This window comes from Flavobacterium tagetis (genome assembly GCF_016735615.1).
Lineage (GTDB): Bacteria > Bacteroidota > Bacteroidia > Flavobacteriales > Flavobacteriaceae > Flavobacterium > Flavobacterium tagetis.
The window spans coordinates 69,868-95,446 of the sequence record NZ_JAERSF010000005.1 but is presented as its reverse complement, the minus strand read 5'-3'; the positions used below and the strand labels follow the sequence as shown (position 1 = coordinate 95,446).

Below are 25,579 nucleotides of genomic sequence, written 5' to 3'. Positions count from 1 at the left end.
GCATCCGCAATACAGAAGCACGGTCCGTTCGTCTATCGGTTAGGACGCCAGGTTTTCATCCTGGTAAGGGGGGTTCGATTCCCCCACGGACTACAAGTTATATTACATATTGAAAAGTTTCCAGCTTAGGAGAATATTGGTCCGTTCGTCTAGGGGTTAGGACGCCAGGTTTTCATCCTGGTAACAGGGGTTCGATTCCCCTACGGACTACAAATTAGTTGTAAATAAGTTTTGTAAAACAAAAATTGGTGTCTCGGTTTTTGTTTTATTAGTTAAAACCAAAGTGATTGCGTTGCAATTGTGGGAGGTTTTTCTTTTTTAACTAGTATTTATAATAATTATTACATCTAAAATTAAAAGAAAATGGCAAATCATAAGTCAGCATTAAAAAGAATCAGAAGTAACGAAAAAAGAAGAGTTCTTAACAGATACCAGCATAAAACTACTCGTAATGCTATTAAAGCGTTAAGATTAGCTACTGATAAAGCTGATGCTACTGCAAAATTATCAACTGTAATCTCTATGATTGATAAATTAGCTAAAAAGAACATCATTCACGATAATAAAGCTTCTAACTTGAAGTCTAAATTAACGAAACACGTTGCTAAATTGTAATTAAAAACAATTTATTAAAGATATAAAAAGTCCTCTTTTAGAGGACTTTTTTTGTTTTAACCCGAAGTAAAATTCCAATAAAAAAATAAATTCCAAATTCCAATCTTTATGAATATTGGAATTTGGAATTTTAATTTTTGTGTGTTGAAGGGTTTTGGAATTTTATATTTTACAAATCAATTTTCTTTTTAAGATATTCTAGCATCGGCTGTGTAATGGGTTTAGAAAGAAAATCTATTATAATGGGATACTTTTTTGCTTTGGCAAGGTCTTCAGGGTCAATGGTTGAAGATAACACGATAACTGGGACAGTGTTGAACTCTCTATAATCTTGAGAAGTGAAATGATCTAAAAATTCCCATCCTCCCATAATTGGCATATTTAAATCTAAAAAAATTAATTCAGGCCTTTTTTTTGCTTTGTCTTTTGCGTATTTCAAGACATTGAAATGGTGAAGGGCTTCTTCGCCGTTTTGAGCTGTAATAACTTCACGTGAAAACGAAGATTTTGAAATTACCTTTTTGCATAGCATCAACGTGATAGGGTCATCATCGATGCATAAAATCTGCTCAAGCATAATAATTAATTTTTAAATGTTATCGTAAATGTAGTTCCTTTATTAACTTCACTGTCAATAGAGATTGTGCCTCCCATTGTTTCTACCTGCGATTTTACAAGGTATAATCCTAATCCTTTGCTGTCGGGATAATTGTGAAATCTTTGATAAAGTCCAAATACTTTGTCGCGATTTCTTTCTAAGTCAATTCCGATTCCGTTGTCTTTAAAAGTTAAGATCGTTCTTTGTTCTATTTGTTCTGCCGTTATGGATATTTTTAGTTTTCTGTTTTCAGATTTGTATTTTATAGAATTAGTAAGCAGATTTAATAGAATACTTTCTATGTAAGCTTTGTTTGTGATAAGTTCAGGAACTTTGTCAAATTTTAGCTTAATTATTGGTTTGTGTAATTCAATTTGAAAAGAAAGCTGACTAAAAACATTTTCAAAAACTTCTTTTAAAGACACTTCTTCTTTTTGCATTGATGGATTGTCTTTAATAATAATAACTTTTACTAAATCATTGATAGTTTCATTTAATAAATGAGTTGATTTTGTAAATCCTGCGAGTATTTCTTGTAACTCTTCATTTTCAATCGGAATGTCTTCTATTAAATTTAATAGTCCGATTAAATTAGAAAGCGGTGCTCTAAGGTTATGTGATGTAATGTAAGAGAACTGCTTTAAGTCTTTGTTGTTCTGTGTTAATTCTCGAATAAGATGTTCTTTTTCTGTCTCCAATTTTTTCTCATCTGTAATATCTCTCTGTATCGAAATCCAGTGGGAAATTACTCCTTCATTATTAAAAATAGGAATCATGGAGAAACGCACCCAGTACTCTTCTTTATTTTTGGTGTAAGTAATGGTTTCGATTAAGCATTCTTCTTCGTTTTTTATGGCTCTTAAAAGCTTTTTTAGTTCGTCAGAATCTGATTTTGGTCCTTTAAAGATATTTGGTGATTTTCCTATTATTTCATTGGATTGATATCCTGACATTTGAGAAAATGCAGGGTTGACGTAAACTATTTTTGGTATTCTTCTTTCGGAGGAATTTGCCTCGGTAATTAAAATAGAATCTTTAGATTGTGTAATTACCGTTTCTAAAAGTTTTAGTCGTTGTTCTTCTTCTTTTTGTTTTGTAATGTCTTGAATTGCACCAATCATTCTTATAGCTCTTCCAGTTTCATCTTTTAGTAAAAATCCTCGGTCCAAAACATATTTATATGACCCGTCTGCACATCTAAAACGGTATTGATCTTGCCATTTTTCTGTTTTTTGTTCTATAAAAGAATATAATTTTATTGACATTCGGATGCTGTCTTCCGGATGAATTTTGTCAAACCACCATTTAGAAGTTTTACCTACTTCTGCTGGATCGTAACCAAAGACACCTTCAATTCCTTTGTTCCAATTAATACTGTCCTCTTGAATTTTCCAGTCCCAGATTGTATCGCTTGTCGCTTTTGCTACAATGTCATATTTCTCATTAGATTCTTTTATTTCTTCGTTGGTTTTGTTTAGCTTTTCAAAGATGGTTATGTTTCTTTTTTCGTTTTTTGAAAGTATTAAACTGAAAACCAGTCCTGTTATTAGAATAAATACAATATCTTTTATTAAAGATAGATATAAATATTCTGAAGAAGAAAAGTAGGTTGTGAGTAATTTATGACATAAGGCTGCCATAATTATCGAGATGATTGTATAAATAAGAGTAATTTGGAGAGTTTTACTTTTCATCACCTCAAATATAGTTAATTTAACTATAACAGAACGTATCTTAATGTCATTTTGGAAACGATATTTTTATGATTTGTATTAACTAATTGATTGTATATACGCAAACTATGGCAGAAACATTTTTTTTTAAAAAATAAAGTGTACCTTTGCGCCCATTAAAAATCACAGATGGAATCTATTAGAAACATTGCAATTATTGCCCACGTCGATCACGGTAAAACAACTTTGGTTGATAAAATTATGTATCACTGTCAGTTATTTCGTGAGAACGAAAACACAGGTGATTTAATCTTAGATAATAATGATTTAGAGCGCGAAAGAGGTATTACAATTACTTCTAAAAACGTATCGGTTCAATATAAAGGAACAAAAATCAATATTATCGACACTCCTGGCCACGCCGATTTTGGAGGTGAAGTAGAACGTGTATTGAACATGGCCGATGGTGTATGTTTGCTAGTAGATGCTTTTGAAGGGCCAATGCCACAAACGCGTTTCGTATTGCAAAAAGCTATTGACTTAGGTTTGAAGCCATGCGTTGTTATCAATAAAGTTGATAAAGAAAACTGTACTCCTGAAGAAGTTCATGAGAAAGTTTTTGACTTAATGTTTGAATTAGGTGCTACTGAAGAGCAGTTAGATTTTCCAGCTGTTTACGGTTCTGCTAAAAACAACTGGATGTCTGATGATTGGAAAAATCAAACAGAAAACATTGAGCCATTATTAGACATGGTTATTGCTAATGTTCCAGCTCCTAAAGTTTCTGAAGGAACTCCTCAAATGTTGATTACATCTTTAGATTTCTCTTCATTTACAGGTCGTATCGCTATCGGACGTCTTGAAAGAGGAACTTTAAAAGAAGGTATGCCAATTTCTTTGGTAAAAAGAGATGGTAAAATCATCAAATCTAGAATTAAAGAATTACACACTTTTGAAGGTTTAGGCCGTAGAAAAGTAGAAGAAGTAGTTGCTGGTGATATTTGTGCTGTTGTAGGTATTGAAGGATTCGAAATTGGTGATACTATCGCTGACTTCGAAAATCCAGAAGCTTTACAAACAATTGCTATCGACGAACCAACAATGTCTATGTTATTCACAATTAACGATTCACCTTTCTTTGGTAAAGAAGGTAAATTTGTTACTTCTCGTCATATCCGTGAAAGATTGACAAAAGAGTTAGAGAAAAACTTAGCGATGAAAGTTGGAGAAACTGATTCTGCTGATAAATTCATGGTTTTTGGTCGTGGTGTACTTCACTTATCTGTTCTTATTGAAACAATGAGAAGAGAAGGATATGAGCTTCAAATTGGTCAGCCACAAGTTATCATCAAAGAAGTTGATGGTGTTAAATGTGAGCCAATTGAGGAATTAACTATCGACTTGCCAGAGAACCTTTCAGGTAGAGCAGTTGAATTTGTAACTATCCGTAAAGGAGAAATGCTTTCTATGGAAGGTAAAGGTGAGCGTATGATTATTAAATTCAACATTCCATCTCGTGGAATTATCGGTTTAAGAAATCAATTGCTAACTGCTACTGCTGGTGAAGCTATCATGGCGCACCGTTTCATCGGGTACGAACCATACAAAGGAGAAATTCCTGGACGTAACAATGGTTCATTAATCTCTATGGAAAACGGAAAAGCTATTCCTTACTCTATCGATAAATTACAAGATCGTGGTAAATTCTTCGTTGATCCTAACGAGGATATCTATGAAGGTCAGGTAATTGGGGAAAACACTCGTAGCGACGATATGACTGTTAACGTTACTAAAACGAAAAAACTTTCTAATGTACGTTCTTCTGGAGCTGATGATAAAGCTAGAATTATTCCAGCTATCAAATTCTCATTAGAAGAAGCTTTAGAGTATATCCAAAAAGATGAGTATGTTGAAGTTACTCCAAAATCTTTACGTTTAAGAAAAATCTACTTAAGCGAAACAGATAGAAAGAGATACAAAATCTAATTAGATTAATTTTCAATATAGAAATCCCAAATTCCAATCTGGAGTTTGGGATTTTTTTATACTTAATTGAAATTTCTTTTCGACAATTAAAAGTAGTTTTTTTAATTTTTAAATTCAGAATCAATAATGGAATTTGAAAATTTAAAATTTCTGGCCAAGTATTGGAATTTGGAATTTAAAAAGTTGAAATTTTAAGTGCTATCTTTTTAAACTAAAATGCCCTTTAGCTTCTCTGTTGTCTTCGAGTTTTAAGGTGTACCAATAATCATCTGATGGAAGAGGATTTCCTGTAAATGTGCCATCCCATCCTAGATCTGATGGATGAATTTGTTTTATTAATTTTCCATATCGATCATAAATGAAAATAACTGCTTTTTTGTAGACATCGGTATTAAGCCCTTCAATGTTCCAATAATCATTATGACCATCATTATTTGGTGTGAAAAATTTCGGAGCTCCAATCACAGCAACAGTTTTATGTATTGTCCCGCAATTTTTTTTATCATTAATATAGACTTCATAGATTCCGGCTGGGACATTTTCAAAAGTGTTTGAATCTTGAAAAGGACCGTTAGGATTGTCAAGAGCATATTCATATTCTCCTTTTCCTGTAACAATTACGGTGATTTTATTTGAGTCGTTAATTGTTAAATCTGTAATGTCAATTTTTGTTATAGTTGCCTTATTAGATGTTGTAACTTCTATTGTTCTGGTCTTGCTGCAATTAAATTTGTTTTTTACTGTTACGGTATAAATGCCAGTTTCATTTACGTCTAATGTAGGTAAGATTTGATTAGGAATTTGAATTCCATCTTTTGTCCACTCGTAGCTAAAGTTGCTAGCTATGCTATTTTCAGTAATTCCAGATTCTAAATGTGCATAGTAAGAAGAAGAACCCTCGCAAACGTTTGTAAAACCTGCTGTTTCAATACTAGGGAGTTTGTTCACTTCAAGATTAATTTTATGAATTTCTAGACAGTTATTATTTTCTTCTACGCGAGCATAAACATCTTGATTATAAGGAATTCTATTTTGATATGCTTTTATGTTTTCTATTGCATCTTTCTCCAGTAAAGCATCTTTTTCTGAACTATAATATTTTACAGTTTGCAAATTGCTGGTTACTATGCCGGTATCAGACAAATCGAATAAATGCAGTCCATCTTCAATTCCGTCATCATCGCATACAGGATTTAAAGTGTGCTCAATAATTGAAACAGGATTCGTTTTGAGTGTTAAAGTGCCAACTGTAGAACATTTCGTGATAGAATTTGTTATACTAGCATATAATGTTTGGGGATTTGTTGTATTGTAAAAATCTGGAGCTATTGCGTTTGTGTTATTCTCGGCATCATTTTTATTTAAGAAAAAATGAGTTACCATGTTTGGGTTTTCTAATGTCAATTCTGAATTTGCCTGATCTAAATTGAATAAAACTAATCCACTTCCGTTCTTGCTCGAATCGCATTGTCTTAGTGTAGCAGAGGTTTTTGCTGGTAACGGATTTACATTAAGAGTAATTTTTCTGATCGTAGGGCAATAAAATGAGTCGGATGCTTTTGCATAAATAAATTGCTGTGCCGGAATTGTGTTATAAAAGAATTCAGTCAATTCGTTTAAATTGTTTTCTGCATCTGCCTGAGTTAAATAATATTTGATGTTTAAATCTTTTTTATTTGGAAAAAAAGTTTCAGTAATATCTTTTAAATAAAATTTGGATTTACCGTTATTGTCGTTACCATCAGAAGAATCATCGCAGACATCAAATGTAGTAGTAGGAAATTGTAATTTGTAATTATTGAGCGATATTGAAAAATCTGCTGTAGTAAAACATTTAGTTATTGAATTTGTTAGTCTTATGTAGATTTTCTGTTTCAAAGACGTATTTCTAAAAGCTTCAGGATGCATAATAGGATTTTCTCCGAGTATTGCATCATTTGCATTAGTATGATAGGTAATTGTAATATCAGGCTGATTTTGTACAACTGCATCGATCTTTTGTGTTAAATCAAAAAGCGTAGCATTGTCATCAACAGAATCAGTGTCGCACTTTTCTGAATTAAGAATGAATCCTGGATCGGGAGTCTTAAATGTTGGTGGCTCGTATAATTTAGCGGAGCCATTCCATGTTACAGAAAATTTAGAATCTCCTGAATATCTGCAAATTACAATAAAATAACTTTCGTTATCTTGGGTAGTAAGCCACTGTACAAAGCCATCGCCATTAGTTCCTATATCTTTACAGTCTTGCTGCACACCTAAGCCTTCAAAACTTTCAGATGCAATTGAGCTCATGCCAGTGATGTTCGTACTTTGTTTAGCAAGTTGAGGATTCGTAAATGTGTATCGAATAGGATCTCCTAGATTGTCGCAGGATACATTCGGACCAAAAACATAAAAATCAAAGTCAATACCTAAGTCACTGCTCTCTGGGGTTAAAGTAAATCCGAGTGTTCCGCCTTTCTGTATGTTTACTTTTAGCCATAAACTGCTTACTTCGGGTATTTTGCAACGAGTAATATCTTTGAAATCTTTGATTAAGCCTGCTCCTTGAGCAGTCAAATCAGATAAGTTGTTATTGCCGCAAACGGTTACAAAATCTTTACAGTCATTTTGTCCGTAAAATTTTAAGGAGACAATTAGAAATAACAGAAATATTTTAACTCGATTCATCTTATTAAAGTAAGACGTAAAAGTAAAAATAATGTAATTAAAATCTTAAAATAGTGAACTGTTGTTTGTTGACTGTTTTTTGTTTTTTGTAGAATATATTTTCTGGGATGTTAAATTAAACGATTAAATTAATTGTTACTGTTAAAAAAGAAAGAATTTGAAGTGTTACCTCTTCAGGCTAAAATGCCCTTTTACATTTTTTCCATTAACAAATAAAAGAGTAAACCAATAATCATCTGATGGCATTTCTCTTCCGTTAAAAATTCCATTCCAGCCTGATCCATTCTGGTTCATTTGCTTTAATAACTTTCCGTAACGATCAAAAATCGAAATAGTGTAATCTGGCATCTGATCAATGTTTTTAACTACCCATAAATCATTGTATCCGTCTCCATTTGGAGTAAAGAAACGAGGATAATCTAAAACATATATTTGAACCACATTAGAAAGACCGCAACCGTTTTTGTCTCTGATGATTGCATTATAAACTCCCGGACTTATTTGTGTGAAAGTAGCATCGTCTTGAAAAACAGTTCCGTCCAGAGAAAACTCATAATTTCCAACACCAGTATACAGAATTTTAACAGAATTGTCTGTCCCAGAAAAATCTTTTACATCTGCTCCTGTAATTGTCGCTGGCTCAGAGAGAATTACTTTATATTTTTTAGTTTTTTGACATCCATTTGCGTCTGTTACCGTTACAGAATAATCGCCAGCACTATTCACTTGTGTTGAATTTATTATACTGCCGTTTGACCAATTATAACTGCTAAAACCAGTTGCTACAGACAATGTTATTTCGTCTCCTTTGCAAAGATATTGCGTTACATCTTCAAAATTAGGCGGATCAAAAGTATGTACAATCAACTCAATAGGGGTTATGTCGTAACAATCAGAACCGTTAACAGCACGTGCATAAATAGTCTGGCTATTTGACGTTGTATTTTTGAAAATATTCGGCAGCTGATTTGTCTCTGTAATTGCATCAGAGGTTGTTAGAAAATAAGTGAATATTAATCCCGTTGGCAGGCCTGCTGAAATTTGAGGAGTTACTTCTGTTGCTAAATCAAATTGATATAAACCGTCTTGCATTGTATCTCCATCACAAGTTTTTACTGGAGCTTGATTTGGAATGACATTATTAGAAATATTCAGTGTGATTTGAGCTATTTTACTGCAACCAAAAGTGTTTTCAATTCTCGCAAAAACGATCTGATTCGGCGCTTTGTTGGTATAACGTTGCGGATTTAAAATTGGATTTGTTTTTGACTGTGCATCTGCCAAAGTTTCATAATATCCTTGATTGCTTATTTGTGGATTGTTGTTTTTTACAATATTGGCAACTTTAGTCAAATCAAAAATGGTGATGCCGTCCGTGTCATCATCACATTGTAATAAAGAAGTATCTGTTGATGGAATTTCTGATGAAAATTCGACTGTAATTTCGCCAATTGATACACATGTTGTGGTTCCTAAAGTAGCTTCTACTTTATACATACCTGTTGTTTGCACGGCATAAGATGAAGCTGTCGCTCCTGGAATTTGAACATAATTGTTGGAAGCGTCTTTTTTGAACCATTTAAATGTATAATTTGGTGAACTTATATTCGTATCCAAAACATAATTTTCTCCAAAACAAACAGGATTATTATTCGCCACAGTTCTATCTTCTCCAAAATTTATTTTAGTTACAAAACTTCCTGCTTCAATAAAAACTGCCGAGTTGTATTGTCTTGTGGCATCATCGGCAATAACCAATTTTAAGTGGTATTTTTTATTTGGAACAACATCTGTAGAAACGTTCATTACTACAGTCTGACCTGCATAATTAATTGGGCTAGAAGATGTATTGTATCCATTAAAGTAGTTTTCATTAACAGCTTCACATCCAATCAAAGGTTCTCCGCCGCTGCCATTTATGGTATTAATTTTAGGGTGAACTGTTGTGGCAGAAACCGCTGTTGTAGAGTTGGGTAAAACTGCAAGATTTTTGTAAGGTTCACTGCTTCCCACTTCTTTAATCAAGAAAGCAAATCCGTCTGAATAAATGCATGGGAAATTATTCTGATATTCATTTGAAGCAAAAATATAATTGAAACTTATTGAATTAGTAAGAGCTACGAAATCAAATTCCAAAACTGTAGCCTGTGTGCTATTGTTAATGCCTAGAGCTTGATTAAGGTCGGAGTCACCATTCCATCCTTGGACTTGTACTCCTTTAGAGTTTTGCTGAACAAAAGGACCTTCTGCATTTTTACTTGGTGAAGTGCTTAACACTATTCCGCTGGAAAATGGAAAGTTTGCACCTGCAGTAAAAGAACCATAACTCTGCTGGTTTGGAGTTGGGTTTCCTGTTGCATTTACAGTATTAGTTTCAATACAAGAACTATTTATTAAAACATTCTGAATTAAATCTGTTGGAGTTATTGTGGAATTGACAGAAATATTCTGTGCGCTGATTCGATTGCAAAAACAGCACAAAATAAAAATTATAAATAAAACTCTTGAAGGACTCATAGTAGCAAATATACTACAAATCTCTATTTTTTAATAATTTGTAAGAAAAATAAATAAACAGAAAAGTCCAAATTAAAACGATTAAAACAGCAAAATAATCAACGCTAAAATCAGCATCAGTTTCTATTCCCATTTGTGTGCCAATGTTTTTGACAACAGATAATCTCGGGCCTGGATTGACAATTAAATTAGACATGGCTTCTAATGGGAAAAATTGCATAATTTTTTGATTAGTGTTGCTATCAGGAAAAACTTTAAATGCCAAAATACCTTTAATAATACCTTCAAGAATGTTCCAAACCAAAAGGAAACCTAATGCAAAAGCAGAACGTTTTACTAAGATTCCTAAAAATAAACAGAAAGAAAAGAATCCAATCAATTTTACAAAAAAGGCTAAAAGATAATCTAAGTCGCTAAAAACAATACCAAATTCGGTGTAAGAAGAAAAGCAAAATCCTAAAATTAAACTCATTACAAAAACAAAAACGGTAGAAACAAAAGCAAATAAAACAACAGTTAAGAATTTAGATAGAATAAATTCTTTTTTGCTAAGACCATCAATTAGATTTTGTTTTAAAGTTCCATAGCTATATTCATTGGCCATCATCGAAACAATTACAATGGCTAGAAAGAATTTCATCCAAGCAGCAACATAAGTGTTGAAATGCCAGATAAACGGAAAATTAAAGATTCCCATTTCTGCCAAATGAAATTTGAATGGGCCTATGTCAAATTTTATTACAGCAATTAAAGCTATAAAAGAAAGTAATATAAAATAAGTTAGAGTTAATATTTTACTGGCTTTGTTCATCCAGATTTTTTGCAATTCTATAGAGAGAAGTCTTTTCATGGTTTAGTTTTTTTGAGCGATGGCATTTTTGGTTAATTCTAAAAATTGAGCTTCTAGACTGTTTTTGCGTTTTACTAAATGGCTTAAAACAATGTTTTTAGAAAATAAAAAGTGATTTAATTCTGAAGCGGATAAATCAGATTTTAAGTAAACCAGAACTTTTCCATCTTCTTCAGAAATTCTATCTACAGCAGGATGTTCTTGTAAAGCAGATTTTAAAACTAAATTATCATTTGATTGCACTTCGAAGAAACCTTCATTTGAAGACATTCCGTCAACAGAACCAGAATATAAAACTTCGCCTTTTCTCAGGACAATTACCTGCGAACATACTTTTTCTACTTCGTCCAATAAATGCGAAGCAAGTAAAATAGTTGTTCCTTGCGAAGCAATTTTTTTAATAATATCGCGAATTTGATGAATTCCCTGTGGATCTAATCCGTTCGTTGGTTCGTCTAGAATTAAAATTTCCGGATCATTTAAAAGCGCCGATGCAATTGCCAGACGCTGTTTCATTCCTAATGAAAAAGTGCTGAATTTGCTGTCTTTTCTTTCGCTCAAACCTACTAATTCCAGTTTTTCATTGACTTTAGAATAGTTAATGTTTTTGATTTTGCAAACCAATTTTAAGTTTTGCTCGGCCGTCATGTACGGATAGAAATTAGGTCTTTCTATAATAGCGCCCACTTTTTTCAACGCGTCATGAGTCTCAACATTGCCATCAAACCAGCGATAACTGCCAGACGATTTATTAACAACATTCAATACAATTCCTAATGTAGTCGATTTTCCGCTGCCGTTTGGCCCTAGAATGCCATAAACACGACCTTTTTGTATTTGAAAAGATACATTTTTTAAAGCCTGAATTCGACCGTATCTTTTGCTTAAATTCTCAATGGTTAATATGGTTTCCAAATTTTTCTGGTTTTAGTTTTTAGTATGACGAGCCAAGTTGATTTTTGTTACTTTAAATTCTAACTTTAAATCGTATTGATGTAAATTTGTAATAAAGATATTCAAAATGAGCGAACCTTTAATGGTTTTAAAAAAACCGTCATACCCTTTAACACAGCCACTTTTAAGTTATTTAGAACGATACGAGCGTATTTCTAAAGTTTCTGTGTTTTATGATGACTTGCTTCGTTTTTCGGGCTCTATAAATGTTTACGACAAATATGATACAGACACGCTTTGGATTAGGGTATATTACGGCGAATTTGAACGTAATGAAATTGATTTAAATTTAAAGAAAATATACTCGCTTCTGCATTCTGATGGAAATAGCGAAATTATTCAATACTTGAATGTCGATGCAATTGATTATTGTACGTTTGGAAATTCGAAACCTTTCAGGATTAAGGTTCGAAATATTCTAAATGACAACTATGTTCATTTTTATATCAAAAAAGCCGATGCTTCTCGTATTTACGGATTAGAATTGGAAGATATTCTTTCGCCAGATAAAATCAATTTTTTGGTTTATAAAGACACTTTGATCGAAGAACATATTATCGGAATTCCTGGTGACGTTTTTATGGATACGCTCCTTGATAAATGCAGTGAAATGGAAAAAGCTCAAATTGCTAAAGAGTTTGTCAAGTTTAATGAGCGCTGTATGATTCGACTTTTAGGTGACATGAGAGCGTATAATTATGTTATTGTTCCAATTCACGATTTTGATCAGGTAGTGTATAAAATTCGCCCGATCGATTTTGACCAGCAATGTTACGAAGGAAATTTTAAAGTGTATCGCCCGCAGTTTTTCAAAGAAAATTTCCCGATGATTCAATTGATTAAAGAGAAATTAGAAGATCGTTCGATTATTCAGTATAAAGATGAAGAAAGGGCGATTTTAGCAAAACGTATTCATTCAGCTGAAACGAGAATCAAAAAATTGCTGAACATTATGTGCCACGATACCATTTCAACGCAGGAACATTTACTGCAATTAAAAATGGAATTATACCGCTATACAAACGATATGAAATTCAAAAACGCAAAATCGATGGGACATGTCATGCATGCTGCTTTTGAATTTATTACACGTAATTTTAAAAACACTAACTTAGTTTAAAGTTTTAGCCACTCCCGGTAGTTATCGGGATTTACAGATTAAAAGGATTTTTAATCATTATAATCCTCTTAATCTGTGGCAAAATAAAAAATAATATTATGAAAAAATCTTTTTTAGTAGTTGTTTCTATAGTTTTATTAGCTTGCCAGAAACAATCTGGTTCTGATTTAAAAGAACTTTATTCGCTTCCGAAAAAATTAAAAGAAGTTTCTGGAATAACTTACTTTCCCGAAACGCAAACGCTTTATACTTTAGAAGACAGTGGAAATAAAAATGCTATTTATGCCCTTGATTCTAAAGGTAAATTAGCTAAAGCAATCACGATTTCTAATGCTACAAATGTCGATTGGGAAGACATTACAAAAGATAAAGCTGGAAACATCTACATTGGAGATTTTGGAAATAATGATAACGAAAGAAGAGATTTGTGTATTTATAAAGTCGCAAAAAATCAATTGAATAATGATTTAGCTAAAGCTGAATATAAAATTTCATTTTCGTATCCCGAGCAAAAAGAATTTCCACCAAAGAAAAAAGAAATGTTTTTCGATGTTGAAGGTTTTTTTGAACAAGGAGGTTATTTTTATCTTTTTACCAAAAATAGAAGTAAAGGTTTTGACGGAACAGCTTTTATATACAAAATAAAAAATGCTGCAGGAACTCAAAAAGCAGTTAAAATTGGAGAATTTAAAACTTGCAATAATTACAATCATTGTGTGCTGACCAGTGCAACAATAAGTCCTGACGGAAAAAAAGTAGCTTTATTAAGCCATGATAAAGTGCTTTTGTTTAAAAACTTCAAAGGAGATTTATATCATAAAGGAACTCAAACGGAATTAAGCTTAAATCACTTCTCACAAAAAGAAGCTATCGTTTTTAAAGACAACAACACCTTACTTATAGCAGACGAAAAAACGAACAAAATAGGAGGAAAGGTTTATGAGTTTAGACTCTAAGATTCTAAGTTTTAAAGAAAAAAGTTAGCCACGAATTCACGAATGATTTAATTTAAATTCGTGAATTCGTGGCTATTTTTTTTAAACTCAGAGCTAAAAAACTTAGAACCTTAGCATTTCAGCATCTTAGCAACTTTTTTTAAAAGCTATATGCCGCTCCAAAAATCACCCTTCCAATTTCGTCAGGAGATTTGAAATAAGAGATTCTTGCCGTAATAACATTTATGGCATTCAGCCAAAGTCCGCCGCCGTAATCTTGATGCCATTTTTTAGAATCTTCGCCATCAAGCCAAACTCTACCGTAGTCAAAACCACCTAAAATTCCATACGTAAAAGGAACAATTGTTTTGCGGATTTTCCCAATGCTTAAACGCAGATCAGAGCTTTGAGAGAAATACGAACTTCCTAAAAAACGCTCATTTCTATAACCTCTCAAATCGGTATCACCACCTAAAGAAGCACCTTGGTAGAATTCATAATTATTATTAAAAATAGCTTTTCCTTTTACGTAAGTAGCCAATATCAGTTTTCCGTTGTGATCAATTTTGTGAGTAAATCCTAAGATACTTTCAAGCGTTGGAAAATTCTTTTTTGTTTCGTCAAGATTTGTCGTCCAAGTTCCTGCAATCATAAAATACATTCCTAAAGTTGGTTTCGCAGTAAAATCTGAATTTTTAAATACATATTTAACTTTTAAGCTTCCAAAATTCTGACTGTCAAATACATCAGGATTTACAATTCCTGGAATATTGATATATCTGTTTTCAGTATCTTCAACGGTCATTCTCTGGAAAATGGGTTGAATGCTAAATTCACTTCCATAGCGTCCAACGTGACGAATGGCACCCGAAGCATTAAATTTTCTAATACGAACACGATTGTAATCCATTCCTAAATCATCGTCGTATTGAGATTCATTTCCGTAACCAAAATAGTTCATGGCAAAGTTAGGAGTCGTATATAATGATTCGACATCAATAACCCATTTTCCTAATAAACCAGGGAAGTGTGCTGCATAATTAAATTCTAAACCACCAGTCGCAAAATAGTAGAAAGCATTAAAAATATGTCTTTGCGTGTACGGATTTTGTTTGAAATTATTAACGGTATAATTTACATTAACTCCCATTTTTACCCCATCATCAGGATTATATCCAATATTTGGAAGGCCAGAAACTACATTATATTTTGGTCTTTCGTAATTATAGGCATTAACTTCGTAATCGTCTGTAAGCTGTGTTTGTGTTTTAGAATCGAGATTGTATGTGTTTTCTTTTGATTTGAAATCGTAAACGATAACCTTTCTTCCATTTTCAATGTTATAAGTATCATTGTTTTGACCTCCGATCAAACGAATTTTAATGCTAGATTTTTCGTTTCCTTTTACTTCAAAAACATCATTATCGTCTAGTCCGTAAATCCAAAGATTTTTGGTTTTATCATCTGTTACGTTTTTAGTGTAAAGCAATTCATCGCCTTCTTTTTTAATTCTGAAAACCTGAATTTCAATTCCTTTCTTTACATTATGATTTAAAACAAACTTGTCTTTTTTGTCTGTTCCCGCAATCATAACGGTTTTATCTAGCACATCAGAATACTCACGAGCATATTTTTGGAGATCTTTTTTTCTGCTTTTTAGTTTTGTCTTGATTTCATCAACTGTTTCGTCTTGAACTTCTTTTGGCATATTTTTGAAAGCCAAATCGATATCTGAATCTGTCAAGTTTTCCTGAATGTATTTGGCTTGTTCAACCCATTCTTTTTCTCCAGCAGTTTTTAGAAATGCCAAATCCATTGGGTAAGGTTCTCTTCCAAGCCATTTAACATTGATTCTGTCTCCTTTAAAAGTTCGCATATGACGAAGAGGAGGCATATTCATTATAAGTGAAAGCAAAGCGCCGTCGTATTTTACAAAAGCCTGATCACGGTCACGCGGAATTGGTCTGTAAATTACTTTTCCATCTTCTTTGTATTCAGCCCAACGCCATTGATCACTGTGACGATCCCAATCTCCTAAAAGAATATCAAACAAACGCGCTTTGATATATTCTTTTTCATCAACAGTATATTTTTCATCTTTATGAAGATTCAGCATCATATCATCAGTTCCGATGATGTTGCTTGGTTTTCCGAAATTTTTACCATCAAGATGATTATCTGCGGGTCTTTCTTCAACCATATATAATTGGTCTCCAAAACTCGCATTAAATTCACCCAAACCATTTTGCTTAGGAATATAGTATAAAATTGGATTAGTATGTCTAAGTCCAATTTGATCAGACATGCTTCCGATAGCGAAAGAAGAATAAGGATGAGAAGTCGTGTAAAAATCAAATAAGAAATCCTCAGCGTAGGTCTTTTCAAATTCATTTACCACATATTGATCTTTAAAAGCCACCGACTGCAAAAATACGGTCGCACTTTTTTTCATCGCACGCATGATATATTCACGCCCTTGAGGATCAGACATTCTCAAAGAAACAGATTGATGTCCTCCGCCTTCGCGAATAGGTTTTAAACCTCCTTTTAAAGTATCAACCGTAGCAGTTGTAGCTTCAATTGGCATACTATAATATTTTCTATAATGCTGACCGAATAAAAATCTGTGGAATGCACCTTTTTGTGTCATTTTTGGAGAATAAATCGAAGTAGTCACTTTTGCTGGAAACTTATTCGGAATATCTGAAGCCCAGTTAATTTCTTTGGCCTTTATAATTTCACGTTCAAAAAGTAGCTTTTCTTTGCCGTTTTCATTTCCATAGAAAGAAACTTTTGCATCTCCGCTTTTAAACATAGTTAGTGTTGCATAACCATTTCCGCCATATGAAAAATCATACGGACTAATCGCTCTAGCAGCTTCCGATTTTGATCCTGCGCCACTGATAATCTGCTGAATATTTTCTTTGCTGATATATTGCAGATTATGATCGTGACCAGAAACTACAATTACATTTTTCTGCTTTTGCAAAAGCGTTTTAATTCTTTTAGCATAAATCGTATATTGTTTGTTTTGAATGTCCTGCGGATTTACGCCAGAAGTTTTTCGCAATAAATTAATAAACGAACCAATTACTGGAAGCGGAATTTTTTGCTCTAAAGGAAATAATTGTTTTTCTAATGAAAATTGTCCGCCATGTGTTCCGTTACTTAATAACGGGTGGTGAATGGCTAAAACCACTGTCTTTTCTTGATTTTTGTTTAAAAGACCTTCAAGCTCTTCAAAAAAAGCTTCTCTGGTTTTAATTTCGCAATTATCATTGATAGTTGGGTGATCATTCCAGTCTTCAAGAAACCATTCACTATCAACAGCTATCAAAGTAGTCGTGCTGTCTATTTTTACATTTTCAATCGGACACGATTTTCTCGGAAGAAAACCTTTTTTATCATTTAAATATTTCGTTACAAAATCAGCCTGACGTTCTAGGCCTTTGATGCCGCTATACCAATCATGATTTCCAGGAATTACAACTGTTTTTCCTTTATAGCCTTCAGTCAATTTTAATTGATTAGTTAGTTTGGTCTCTGCTAAAGCCTTGTCTTCTGGATGCTTATCGCTAGGGAAACCCTTCGGGTAAATGTTGTCACCTAAGAAAAGAAGTGTTGATTTTTTGCTTGCTTTCTTAAGCTTTTGATGCAGAAGTTCCAGAGTTTGCTGCGCCTGTTCTTCATCAGCATTTCCAGCATCACCAACAAGGAAAAAGGTATGTGCAATTTTTATGGTATCTGTTGCGTTTTCTGTTTCGTTGGCACTAACATTTTTTCCGTATTGAGGTTTGCGCGTTGCACAGGAATAAACGATGAATAGTGCCATTATTGCTAATAAACAGTTTTTAATCTTAGCAATAAAATGATTATCCAAAAACAATTTCATAATTTAGTGGTATAAAAATATTCTTTATGAATCTAATAGAACAATCCGAAGATTTCGTGAGTAATTTACTCAAAGATAAACTTTCTAATTTATATTCTTACCATAATTTTAATCATACTTTTACAGTTGTTACTGCAGTTAAAGAACTTTGCAAAAAAGAAGATGTAAGCGGTGAGGATAAGGAAGCACTTTTGATTGCTGCATGGTTTCATGATACGGGATACATCGAAGGATATGAAAATCATGAAAAGAAAAGTACTGAAATCGCTGCTGACTTTTTGCGAGAAAAAGGAAAATCGGAAGAATTTATAGCTCTAGTTTCAAGTTTAATTTTGGCTACAGTTAAAGAATATGAACCTAGAACGCACTTAGAAAAAATCATCAGAGATGCAGATTATGCTCATTTGATGGGAGCTGAATATGCCACAACTTGCGAATTACTGCGTTTGGAATTAAAAAATGCAGGAATTGTGAGTTTCTCTAATGAAGAATGGACTAGAGAAAACCTTAATTTTTTATTGAATAAACACAGATTTTATACAGATTATGCGTTGAGAAAATGGCAGCCCCTGAAAGAAAAAAATCTATTATTAATTCAGAAAAAAATAAACAAACAGGAATTGAAAGCTGCCGCTGCACTCGAAGAAGAAAATAAAAAGAAAGAGAAAGCTGAAAAAGCTGAAAAACCAGATCGCGGAATTGATACTCTATTCCGTGTCACTCTCGGGAATCACACGCGTTTAAGCGGAATTGCTGATAGTAAAGCCAATATTTTATTGTCTGTAAATGCAATTATCATCTCGATTGCTTTATCGTCTATTATTCCAAAATTAGACAGTCCAAAAAATGCGCATTTGGTTGTGCCGACGTTTATTATGCTGATGTCGAGTGTGATTACAATTATTTTTGCCATTCTTTCGACACGTCCAAAAGTAACTTCTGGTTTTTTTACGAGAGACGATGTTGAAGCTAAAAAAGTGAATCTGATGTTTTTCGGAAATTTCTACAAAATGCCTCTCGAAGATTATGATTGGGCAATGAACGAAATGATGAAAGATCGTGATTATCTATACTCAACCATGATCAAAGATTTGTATTACTTGGGATTGGTTTTACAGCGAAAATATAATTTACTCCGAATTGCTTATAACTTTTTTATGTTCGGAATTATCATAACGGTTATTGCGTTTGTGATTGCGTTTAAATCAATCTAGATTTAGAGAACTTTGTCAGAGTTTAAAACTTTTACAGAAATGTTTTTAAACACATAGAGACATAGTTTTTTCTTTATTTTTAAGTAATAACGAAAGAAACTAGTTTCTCACACATAGCTATGTGTATTGATGCAAGTGAAACGCCTTTTTTAAGTTTCAAAATCTATGTTTCTATGTGTTTAAAGAATAAAAAAAGCTCAACTATTTAGTTGAGCTCATCTAGTAAATCCTGATAGGTTATTTTTTTAATTCCTGGATTCGAATTATTGTTGATTACTTTCACACGAATCGCTCTCAAACCAGAAACTCCCTGAAGATCTTCCACTTCAAATTGCTCTATTGAAGGTTCAAGAACTTTCTTGTGCTGCAGATATTTAATGTATTTTAAATATTCTGCTTCTTCGCTATTTTGAGAATATACAATTGTAATTTTCTCTTTTTCAGTAATTCTTTCGTTTGTTCCTTTAATATGCGATTTGTCAATTCGTTTTTTCACGACTTCATATCTCGCATTGTAAGTTCCGTCTACATCAAAACGTTTTTCGTCCATTCTGAAACGGATAGAAAGTGCAGAACTAAAAACTAGAATTAATGAAGTAACATCCAATTCGTATGGCAGAGACTCTTTAAGTTCGTGGTGTTCCAGTTCCATTTCGCATAAAGTCTGCAATTGCCACAAACGAAGATTGTGCAGATACATAATATCGAATGGTTTTGTTGGCGAAATTGAAGCTCCTATATATAAGTTGTGTTCAACACCATCTGTTTTAAAGCGCTCGTAGTAATGCGGATAAATCTGCTGAGCTTCAACTTGTTTTCTATCTAATACCGTAGCCAATCTTTTATTGATAATCGACATGGCATTGTCAAATTTCTTTCTTTCCTGATAAAACATTCCTGTTTTTTCGTCCAGACTATCAAAGTAAATTTTTTCTAACTTTTCAGACTTAGGATTGCTTTTAGTATTTTTTAATATCGGATGAATTTCTTCTTCGATATAGCGCTGTATATGTTGTTCGGTATCTGCTTTTAATGGATAATCCAATTCGCTTCGAAGAGATTCCAATTCAAATTTTCTTTGTTCCAGAAGAACTAGATTTGAGTTTTCTTCTTGGTTATCAAAAATTTCCATAAGAGCAGTCAATTGACTTTTTAAATCAATTTTTACCGTTTCATTACGATGTTCAGAAGAGCCTTTAATATCAATTTGTCCATACAGCGGATATACATTTTTAAAAACAATTTCTTTAAAAATATAATCTTTAGTATGATTCATATTTTGAAAATAGTTCTGAGATTCTCTTTTAAATTTCCAATAGACACTCGGATGAATTGTAGTGTATTCACGCTGAATAATCGCTTCAATCTGATGCTGCATGTCGGTATTAACACGATCAATAGTATCGGTTAGGTATGGCAGAACCAAATCTAATTTTGTAGCATTTACACTATTTAGATCTCGTGTATTTTGAGAAACTAATTCTACAACGCCTAATAAATGCCCGTTTTTTATAACTGGTGCAAATATGCAGCTGTGAATACCTTGCGAAAGTAAATGCTCACCAAGTTTTTTATTTGTTTGTTCTTCGGTGAATTTGGTAACATTAGGAATAACAAAAGGCTCCTTTTTATCTAATAGATTTTCGAAAGAACATCCAAAAAAGGCATTTTTACAATCTACTTCCTGATCAGCTGAAAGCAAAAAGCTCTTCATCTGATTTTCGTATTTTGCTGGTCTCATGAATTTTTCTTCTTCAGGATTGTAAATAATAAATCCGACTTTCAAATTTGGAAGATTAAAAATCGACTGAAAAATATTAGAAACCTCTTCACCAGTTGTAACTGTTTTTGGACCAGGTTTCAAGAGATTGCTTTTCAATATAGAAATAGCACTTTCTGTGGTAGCATCAAATAATGAAACAATACCGAAACCTCTTAAAATCCAGCTTCCTTTTGGGAATTTGGATTTCCATAAATTTATATCGTTGTAATTATCTAATAATTGATCGATATCTTCTTGAGTTAGCGGAACAGCGTTTTCAGTCGGAATAATTTCCATGAAATCAGCATTGTACAAAATGCGATAATGTTTTTCAATTCCATTTTCATTTGGAATGTCATAGAAAAACGGCTGATTGAAATCAATATGCTGTTTGTAATAACTGCTCAAAATTAAACAACAGTTATTGATGTAGAATTGATGATCGCTAAAATCACGAATTTCCATATAAAATTCGTCTCCTGCATTTTTCAAGATTTTTTTGAAACGCTCTGTATAATTAAAGGAGATATTTTGAAATGGAATGGTAACCGCTTTTATCTCATTGTGCGTCAATGCAGTTGGGAATAAATCGGCTAAAATATTTTTGATTAAAGCTTCATTTTTTTTGATAACCGAATAATCCTGGATTCCAGTCCTAAGTTCCGGAATTAATTCAATTTGTTCTAAAATCGCCTTGGCATAATTTGATCTGTAATCAACGTCTGATTGGGCAATTTCTTCAAAAGATTCAATAAGCTTATGAAATGAAATTATAGTGGTAAAAGGACTTTCTTTAAAAAATTGAATATCCATCTGAGTTATTTTTTAATGCAAAATTAAGCATAAATTAAGAATGTACGACATTTTGTAATTTCTTTCGTCTATAGTTAAATAACTGATTGCCTACTAAATAAAGGCAGTGAGAACGGTAATTTTTGTTTTAACAAAAAATTAACATCAATAATAACGGAACGATCGTTCCGTTATTATATCTTTGTACCATAATGATTGAATAATCAATAACTTAAAAACAAATAACAATGAAAAATTTAGAAAACAAAGTAGCAATCGTGACAGGGGGAAACAGCGGAATTGGATACGCAGCAGCTGCTGATTTAGTATCAAAAGGAGCAAAAGTAATTGTAACAGGAAGAAATAAAGAAGCTTTGGCAAAAGCAGAAACAGAATTGAATGTTACAGGAATTGTGGCTGATCAATCTGATTTAAAATCAATAGATAATTTAGTTGAAGAAGTAAAAACAAAATTCGGGAAAGTAGATATTTTATTCTTAAATGCAGGAATTGCAGCTTTTGCGCCAGTAGATTCTGCTTCAGAAGATCATTATGACAGTATTATGAATGTCAATGTTAAAGGAGTTTATTTTACTGTTCAAAAAGTGCTTCCAATTTTAAATGACGGCGGTTCAATTATATTTAATACTTCTGTAAATGCTCATGTCGGAATGCCAAATTCTAGCGTTTATGCAGCGAGTAAAGCAGCAGTACTATCTTTAAATAAAGTTTTTGCTGTAGAATTGGCTTCAAGAAAAATTAGAGTAAACGCGGTTTCTCCTGGTCCAATTGAAACACCATTGTATGGAAAAGTTGGTTTAGAAAAAGAAGAAGTAGAGGGATTAGGATCTGCTTTAGGCGAAAAGATTTTATTAAAACGTTTTGGACAATCTGCTGAAGTTGCAAAAACAGTTAGTTTCTTAGCTTCAGATGATGCTTCATTTATTACTGGATCTGAAATTGTGGTTGACGGCGGACTTATCGTAAACACAGTGTTATAATTTTTTTGACCAATTCAGGAACGATTGTTCCGTATTTTTATATCTTTGTAAATGAATTTAATTTGAATGTCATGGCTAGAACGAAAGAGTTTAATGAAGATCAGGCTTTAGATAAAGCAATTGAAATTTTTTGGCACAAAGGTTACAACGGAACTTCTGCACAGGATTTGGTAAATCATTTAGGATTGAGCCGTTCTAGTTTGTATGATACTTTTGGAGATAAGCAAAAGCTTTTTGTAAAGTCATTAAAACGATATCAAAAGCAAAATCTAGATAGTCTTAAAGAGCTTTTTGAAAATAGCGAAAATATAAAAACCGCTTTGACAGAAATTTTCAAGCAAGCTGTTGTTGAAAGTCTTCAAGATCGAATTACAAAAGGCTGTTTTATGGTAAATTCGTCAGTCGAATTGGCAATGCACGATCCAGAAATTGCAAAAATTGTTCACGATAATCAGAAAACGGTTGAAGATATTTTTTCTCAAGCCATAAAAAAAGGGCAGGAGTTAGGCCAGATTTCTGATAAACAAGAAGCTCGATCTTTAGCTCGTTTTATCTTTAATAATTATTCGGGAATTAGAGTTTTAGCTCGTGCAGGAGAAAGAGATAAGCAAGTTTACGATGATATTTTAAAATCGATTTTCGCTTTATTTTAGAAAATCAGTTTCAATAAAAAAAGGCAATTACATTTGTAATTGCCTTTTTTGTAAGTAAGTAATAGAAAATGAAAACTTCTTAGCTTTTCTCTTCTTTGTTGAAGTAAACTAAATAGTAATACATTTGTTTTTCTTCATCCCAGCCTTTTTCAACAAATTTTTCTGCACTTTCTGGATTAATAAAATCCATTTTAATCTGAATGTGAGTATCCAAATTAATTACGTTTTTAATCGATTTTCTAGCGTCAGAAACTGCTGCGTTGGCAATAGGGAATGAGGTTACATCTTCGATGCTGTATTTTTCTCCTTTATCAACTTTATAGTTTTTAAATTCAGGAATCAAATCAGGATTGTCTAGTACTTCATTCAAGAAATTCTGTTCTTCAAACTGATCATTTTTCGCAAAATAATTCACAGATCGGTTCATAAACATTACTTCCTCTTTCTTGTCTTCTGCAGGCAAAACCACGTCTTTTGCGAAATTTTGACAGAACTTTAAATATTTTTTTGTGATGAAATTCTCATCTTCAAAAGCATCAACAGATAAAAAGTGCTCTAACCAGTAACGTGCGTCATAGCGGTTGCTATCTACAGTTAAGATTTTGTATCCTTCTTCTTTTTTATAGTTGAAAATCAAACATCCTTTATCTAATTTACTCAAGTTGATTCCTTGCTGTAAAATCATTTCAAGATTGCTTCCGTTTTCTTCAAACTGTAAAAAGTCTGCCTGTAACTCGCTTTTAAAAATACCAATAGCATCAACTACATTATTATCAATGCTCAAATTGGTCAAATAAGTCACGTAAACCTCTCCGTTTTTAATATGCGGGTGATTTGACTGCTCAAATAAATGCTTTGTAATGTTTTTAGAAACCTCATGAACATTTGACGGATTAGCAAAAATCTCCGTTGCATATTTAAACATGTCGTTGTAATCCAAGTCCACTTCGTGTGCAAACTGATAATAGTTTTCTTCTTTTTCTCTAAAAGGCTTAAAAAAGAATTCTTTAATCAAAGGAACAATCTCGTCATTTAAATTAAACGGCTGCTCCGATAAAAAAATCGCTTCGTTACGGCTTTTGTTTCCTACGCGGTGTATTGACAGCGTGTCGATGTGGGTGTTGAATAAGTTGATCATTTTTTTGAGTTGCTGAGATTCTAAGTTTCTAAGATTCTAAGTTTTTTAGATAGTGTCCTTTAATTTTTTAATTAACGACGCTAACATCCTCTCGATCTCTCGACTATACTCATATAAAAGGTTAAATTCTTCTTCGGTTATATAAATTATATTTTTTGCAATTTCAAGCTGGGTCTGCATTTCAAATAAAGAACCGAGAGAAATATACAAAAATCGTAAAAAATCTTTATTACTTTCTCTTCCAGATCCTTCTGCAATGTTACTTGGAATTAATACTGAACTTCGACGTATTTGTGAAGTTAATCCAAAAGTTTTCTTCTTTTGGAAAAGTTCTTGTTACTTTATAAACTTTTGTAACTAAGGAAATTGATTTCTGCCAGACTAAAATCTTTCTAAAATGACTCATTAACTTATTTTTAAATTAAATTTAAAAACAAGAAAAAACTTTCAAATTGTAAAAACTCAGAATCTTAGCGTCTCAGAACCTTAGCAACTTAACGTTAGTTCCAATTCTCCTCAAATCCATAATCTTCGAAGCTGTCATCTCCTTCGAACATATCAAGATCGTCTTCGTCTAAGTCGTCTTCAAATTCTCCGTAAATATCGTTGTGCATGTCATCAGCCTCGAAGTTTTTTTCAAGAGCCTCGTCTGGCATTTCACCGTGAGAAAATAAAGTTTCTGGGTATGTTGCTCCAACAGCTTCATCTTCTATAGCAGCCAATTCAACTAAGAAAGTCCACATGCTGATAAAGTCGTAAACGTAGATAATCTTTGTATTTTCTTTGTCTAAAATACTAGATAACGGATAATCGTTCATGGTTCTCATTTCGCCAGGAATATCTCCTGTATCAAAAAGCGGAATTTCATCTTCTTGATTCCATGTATCATCACAAGTATAAAATGAAGCCACTTCTGATCCGTCAAAGCCAAAAGCATTGAAGATTGCATTGTGTAAATCCTCAAGTGTATCTTCCTCAAGAATTGCAATGTCTCTAAAAATATCTTCTTCGGCGTCTAGAATAACTCTAAATTTATAAACCATAATCTTTGTTTTTATTGAGAGGTCAAAGGTAAAATATAAAAAACGAAATACGAATTACGAATCGTGATTTGTTGAAAAGATTTTAGAAAATTGATTTTCAATGTATTTGTCATTTCGAGGAACGAGAACTCAAACAAGCTGATCGATAAAGATTGTTGATATT

18 protein-coding genes and 2 tRNA genes are annotated in these 25,579 nt (G+C 32.7%); 9 read left to right on the top strand and 11 right to left on the bottom strand.

The window, feature by feature from the left end:
- Positions 1-21: 21 nt before the first annotated feature.
- From JI750_RS20360 to rpsT, 3 genes are all read left to right on the top strand, one after another.
- Positions 22-93: transfer RNA gene (locus tag JI750_RS20360), tRNA-Glu, on the top strand.
- 45 nt (positions 94-138) lie between these two features.
- Positions 139-210, top strand: a tRNA-Glu gene (locus tag JI750_RS20355).
- A gap of 153 nt (positions 211-363) precedes the next feature.
- The gene (rpsT, locus tag JI750_RS20350; RefSeq protein ID WP_073417115.1) at positions 364-615 is read left to right on the top strand and encodes a 30S ribosomal protein S20; all 252 of its coding nucleotides are present in this window, start codon (positions 364-366) and stop codon (positions 613-615) included.
- Between the two features lie 169 nt (positions 616-784).
- On the opposite strand, the gene JI750_RS20345 is transcribed toward rpsT, so the two are convergent.
- On the bottom strand, positions 785-1,192 hold the full coding sequence (locus JI750_RS20345) for a response regulator (RefSeq protein ID WP_202006259.1): 408 nt from the start codon (positions 1,190-1,192) through the stop codon (positions 785-787).
- A 5-nt stretch (positions 1,193-1,197) separates the two neighbouring features.
- Positions 1,198-2,907 (bottom strand): PAS domain-containing sensor histidine kinase, encoded by a 1,710-nt coding sequence (locus JI750_RS20340; RefSeq protein ID WP_202006258.1) that lies wholly within the window; start codon positions 2,905-2,907, stop codon positions 1,198-1,200.
- A gap of 168 nt (positions 2,908-3,075) precedes the next feature.
- On the opposite strand from JI750_RS20340, the gene typA reads away from it, so the two are divergent.
- On the top strand, positions 3,076-4,872 hold the full coding sequence (gene typA, locus JI750_RS20335; protein ID WP_111378311.1) for a translational GTPase TypA: 1,797 nt from the start codon (positions 3,076-3,078) through the stop codon (positions 4,870-4,872).
- Positions 4,873-5,070: 198 nt separating this feature from the next.
- On the opposite strand, the gene JI750_RS20330 is transcribed toward typA, so the two are convergent.
- The 4 genes from JI750_RS20330 to JI750_RS20315 all read right to left on the bottom strand — a co-directional run bounded on the left by JI750_RS20330 (position 5,071) and on the right by JI750_RS20315 (position 11,827).
- On the bottom strand, positions 5,071-7,545 hold the full coding sequence (locus tag JI750_RS20330; protein WP_202006257.1) for a T9SS type B sorting domain-containing protein: 2,475 nt from the start codon (positions 7,543-7,545) through the stop codon (positions 5,071-5,073).
- 165 nt (positions 7,546-7,710) lie between these two features.
- Entirely contained in the window at positions 7,711-10,062 is a 2,352-nt protein-coding gene (locus JI750_RS20325; protein ID WP_202006256.1) for a T9SS type B sorting domain-containing protein, read from the bottom strand.
- A gap of 13 nt (positions 10,063-10,075) precedes the next feature.
- Positions 10,076-10,912: an ABC transporter permease gene (locus JI750_RS20320; RefSeq protein WP_202006255.1), complete on the bottom strand. Its 837-nt coding sequence runs from the start codon at positions 10,910-10,912 to the stop codon at positions 10,076-10,078.
- Positions 10,913-10,915: 3 nt separating this feature from the next.
- Entirely contained in the window at positions 10,916-11,827 is a 912-nt protein-coding gene (locus JI750_RS20315) for an ABC transporter ATP-binding protein (protein WP_202006254.1), read from the bottom strand.
- Between the two features lie 106 nt (positions 11,828-11,933).
- Between JI750_RS20315 and JI750_RS20310 the strand changes: the two genes are divergently transcribed.
- Together JI750_RS20310 and JI750_RS20305 are read left to right on the top strand one after the other, a co-directional pair.
- On the top strand, positions 11,934-12,986 hold the full coding sequence (locus tag JI750_RS20310; RefSeq protein WP_202006253.1) for a hypothetical protein: 1,053 nt from the start codon (positions 11,934-11,936) through the stop codon (positions 12,984-12,986).
- A gap of 98 nt (positions 12,987-13,084) precedes the next feature.
- The gene (locus JI750_RS20305) at positions 13,085-13,942 is read left to right on the top strand and encodes an SdiA-regulated domain-containing protein (RefSeq protein ID WP_202006252.1); all 858 of its coding nucleotides are present in this window, start codon (positions 13,085-13,087) and stop codon (positions 13,940-13,942) included.
- A 139-nt stretch (positions 13,943-14,081) separates the two neighbouring features.
- Here JI750_RS20305 and JI750_RS20300 read toward each other — a convergent pair whose 3' ends face one another.
- Positions 14,082-17,813 (bottom strand): metallophosphoesterase, encoded by a 3,732-nt coding sequence (locus tag JI750_RS20300; RefSeq protein WP_202006251.1) that lies wholly within the window; start codon positions 17,811-17,813, stop codon positions 14,082-14,084.
- 26 nt (positions 17,814-17,839) lie between these two features.
- Here JI750_RS20300 and JI750_RS20295 point away from each other — a divergent pair, with 26 nt between their 5' ends.
- Complete coding sequence (locus tag JI750_RS20295) at positions 17,840-19,027, top strand: Pycsar system effector family protein (RefSeq protein ID WP_202006250.1); 1,188 nt, start codon at positions 17,840-17,842, stop codon at positions 19,025-19,027.
- A gap of 205 nt (positions 19,028-19,232) precedes the next feature.
- Here JI750_RS20295 and JI750_RS20290 read toward each other — a convergent pair whose 3' ends face one another.
- Positions 19,233-21,602 (bottom strand): GAF domain-containing protein, encoded by a 2,370-nt coding sequence (locus JI750_RS20290; RefSeq protein WP_202006249.1) that lies wholly within the window; start codon positions 21,600-21,602, stop codon positions 19,233-19,235.
- Positions 21,603-21,829: 227 nt separating this feature from the next.
- Here JI750_RS20290 and JI750_RS20285 point away from each other — a divergent pair, with 227 nt between their 5' ends.
- On the top strand, positions 21,830-22,582 hold the full coding sequence (locus JI750_RS20285; protein WP_202006248.1) for an SDR family oxidoreductase: 753 nt from the start codon (positions 21,830-21,832) through the stop codon (positions 22,580-22,582).
- Positions 22,583-22,653: 71 nt separating this feature from the next.
- On the top strand, positions 22,654-23,235 hold the full coding sequence (locus JI750_RS20280; RefSeq protein ID WP_202006247.1) for a TetR/AcrR family transcriptional regulator: 582 nt from the start codon (positions 22,654-22,656) through the stop codon (positions 23,233-23,235).
- 79 nt (positions 23,236-23,314) lie between these two features.
- On the opposite strand, the gene JI750_RS20275 is transcribed toward JI750_RS20280, so the two are convergent.
- From JI750_RS20275 to JI750_RS20265, 3 genes are all read right to left on the bottom strand, one after another.
- Positions 23,315-24,373 (bottom strand): nucleoid-associated protein, encoded by a 1,059-nt coding sequence (locus JI750_RS20275; protein ID WP_035647713.1) that lies wholly within the window; start codon positions 24,371-24,373, stop codon positions 23,315-23,317.
- A gap of 45 nt (positions 24,374-24,418) precedes the next feature.
- Complete coding sequence (locus JI750_RS22260; RefSeq protein WP_439649354.1) at positions 24,419-24,643, bottom strand: four helix bundle protein; 225 nt, start codon at positions 24,641-24,643, stop codon at positions 24,419-24,421.
- A gap of 230 nt (positions 24,644-24,873) precedes the next feature.
- Positions 24,874-25,416: an IS1096 element passenger TnpR family protein gene (locus JI750_RS20265; RefSeq protein ID WP_202006246.1), complete on the bottom strand. Its 543-nt coding sequence runs from the start codon at positions 25,414-25,416 to the stop codon at positions 24,874-24,876.
- Between the last annotated feature and the right edge of the window lie 163 nt (positions 25,417-25,579).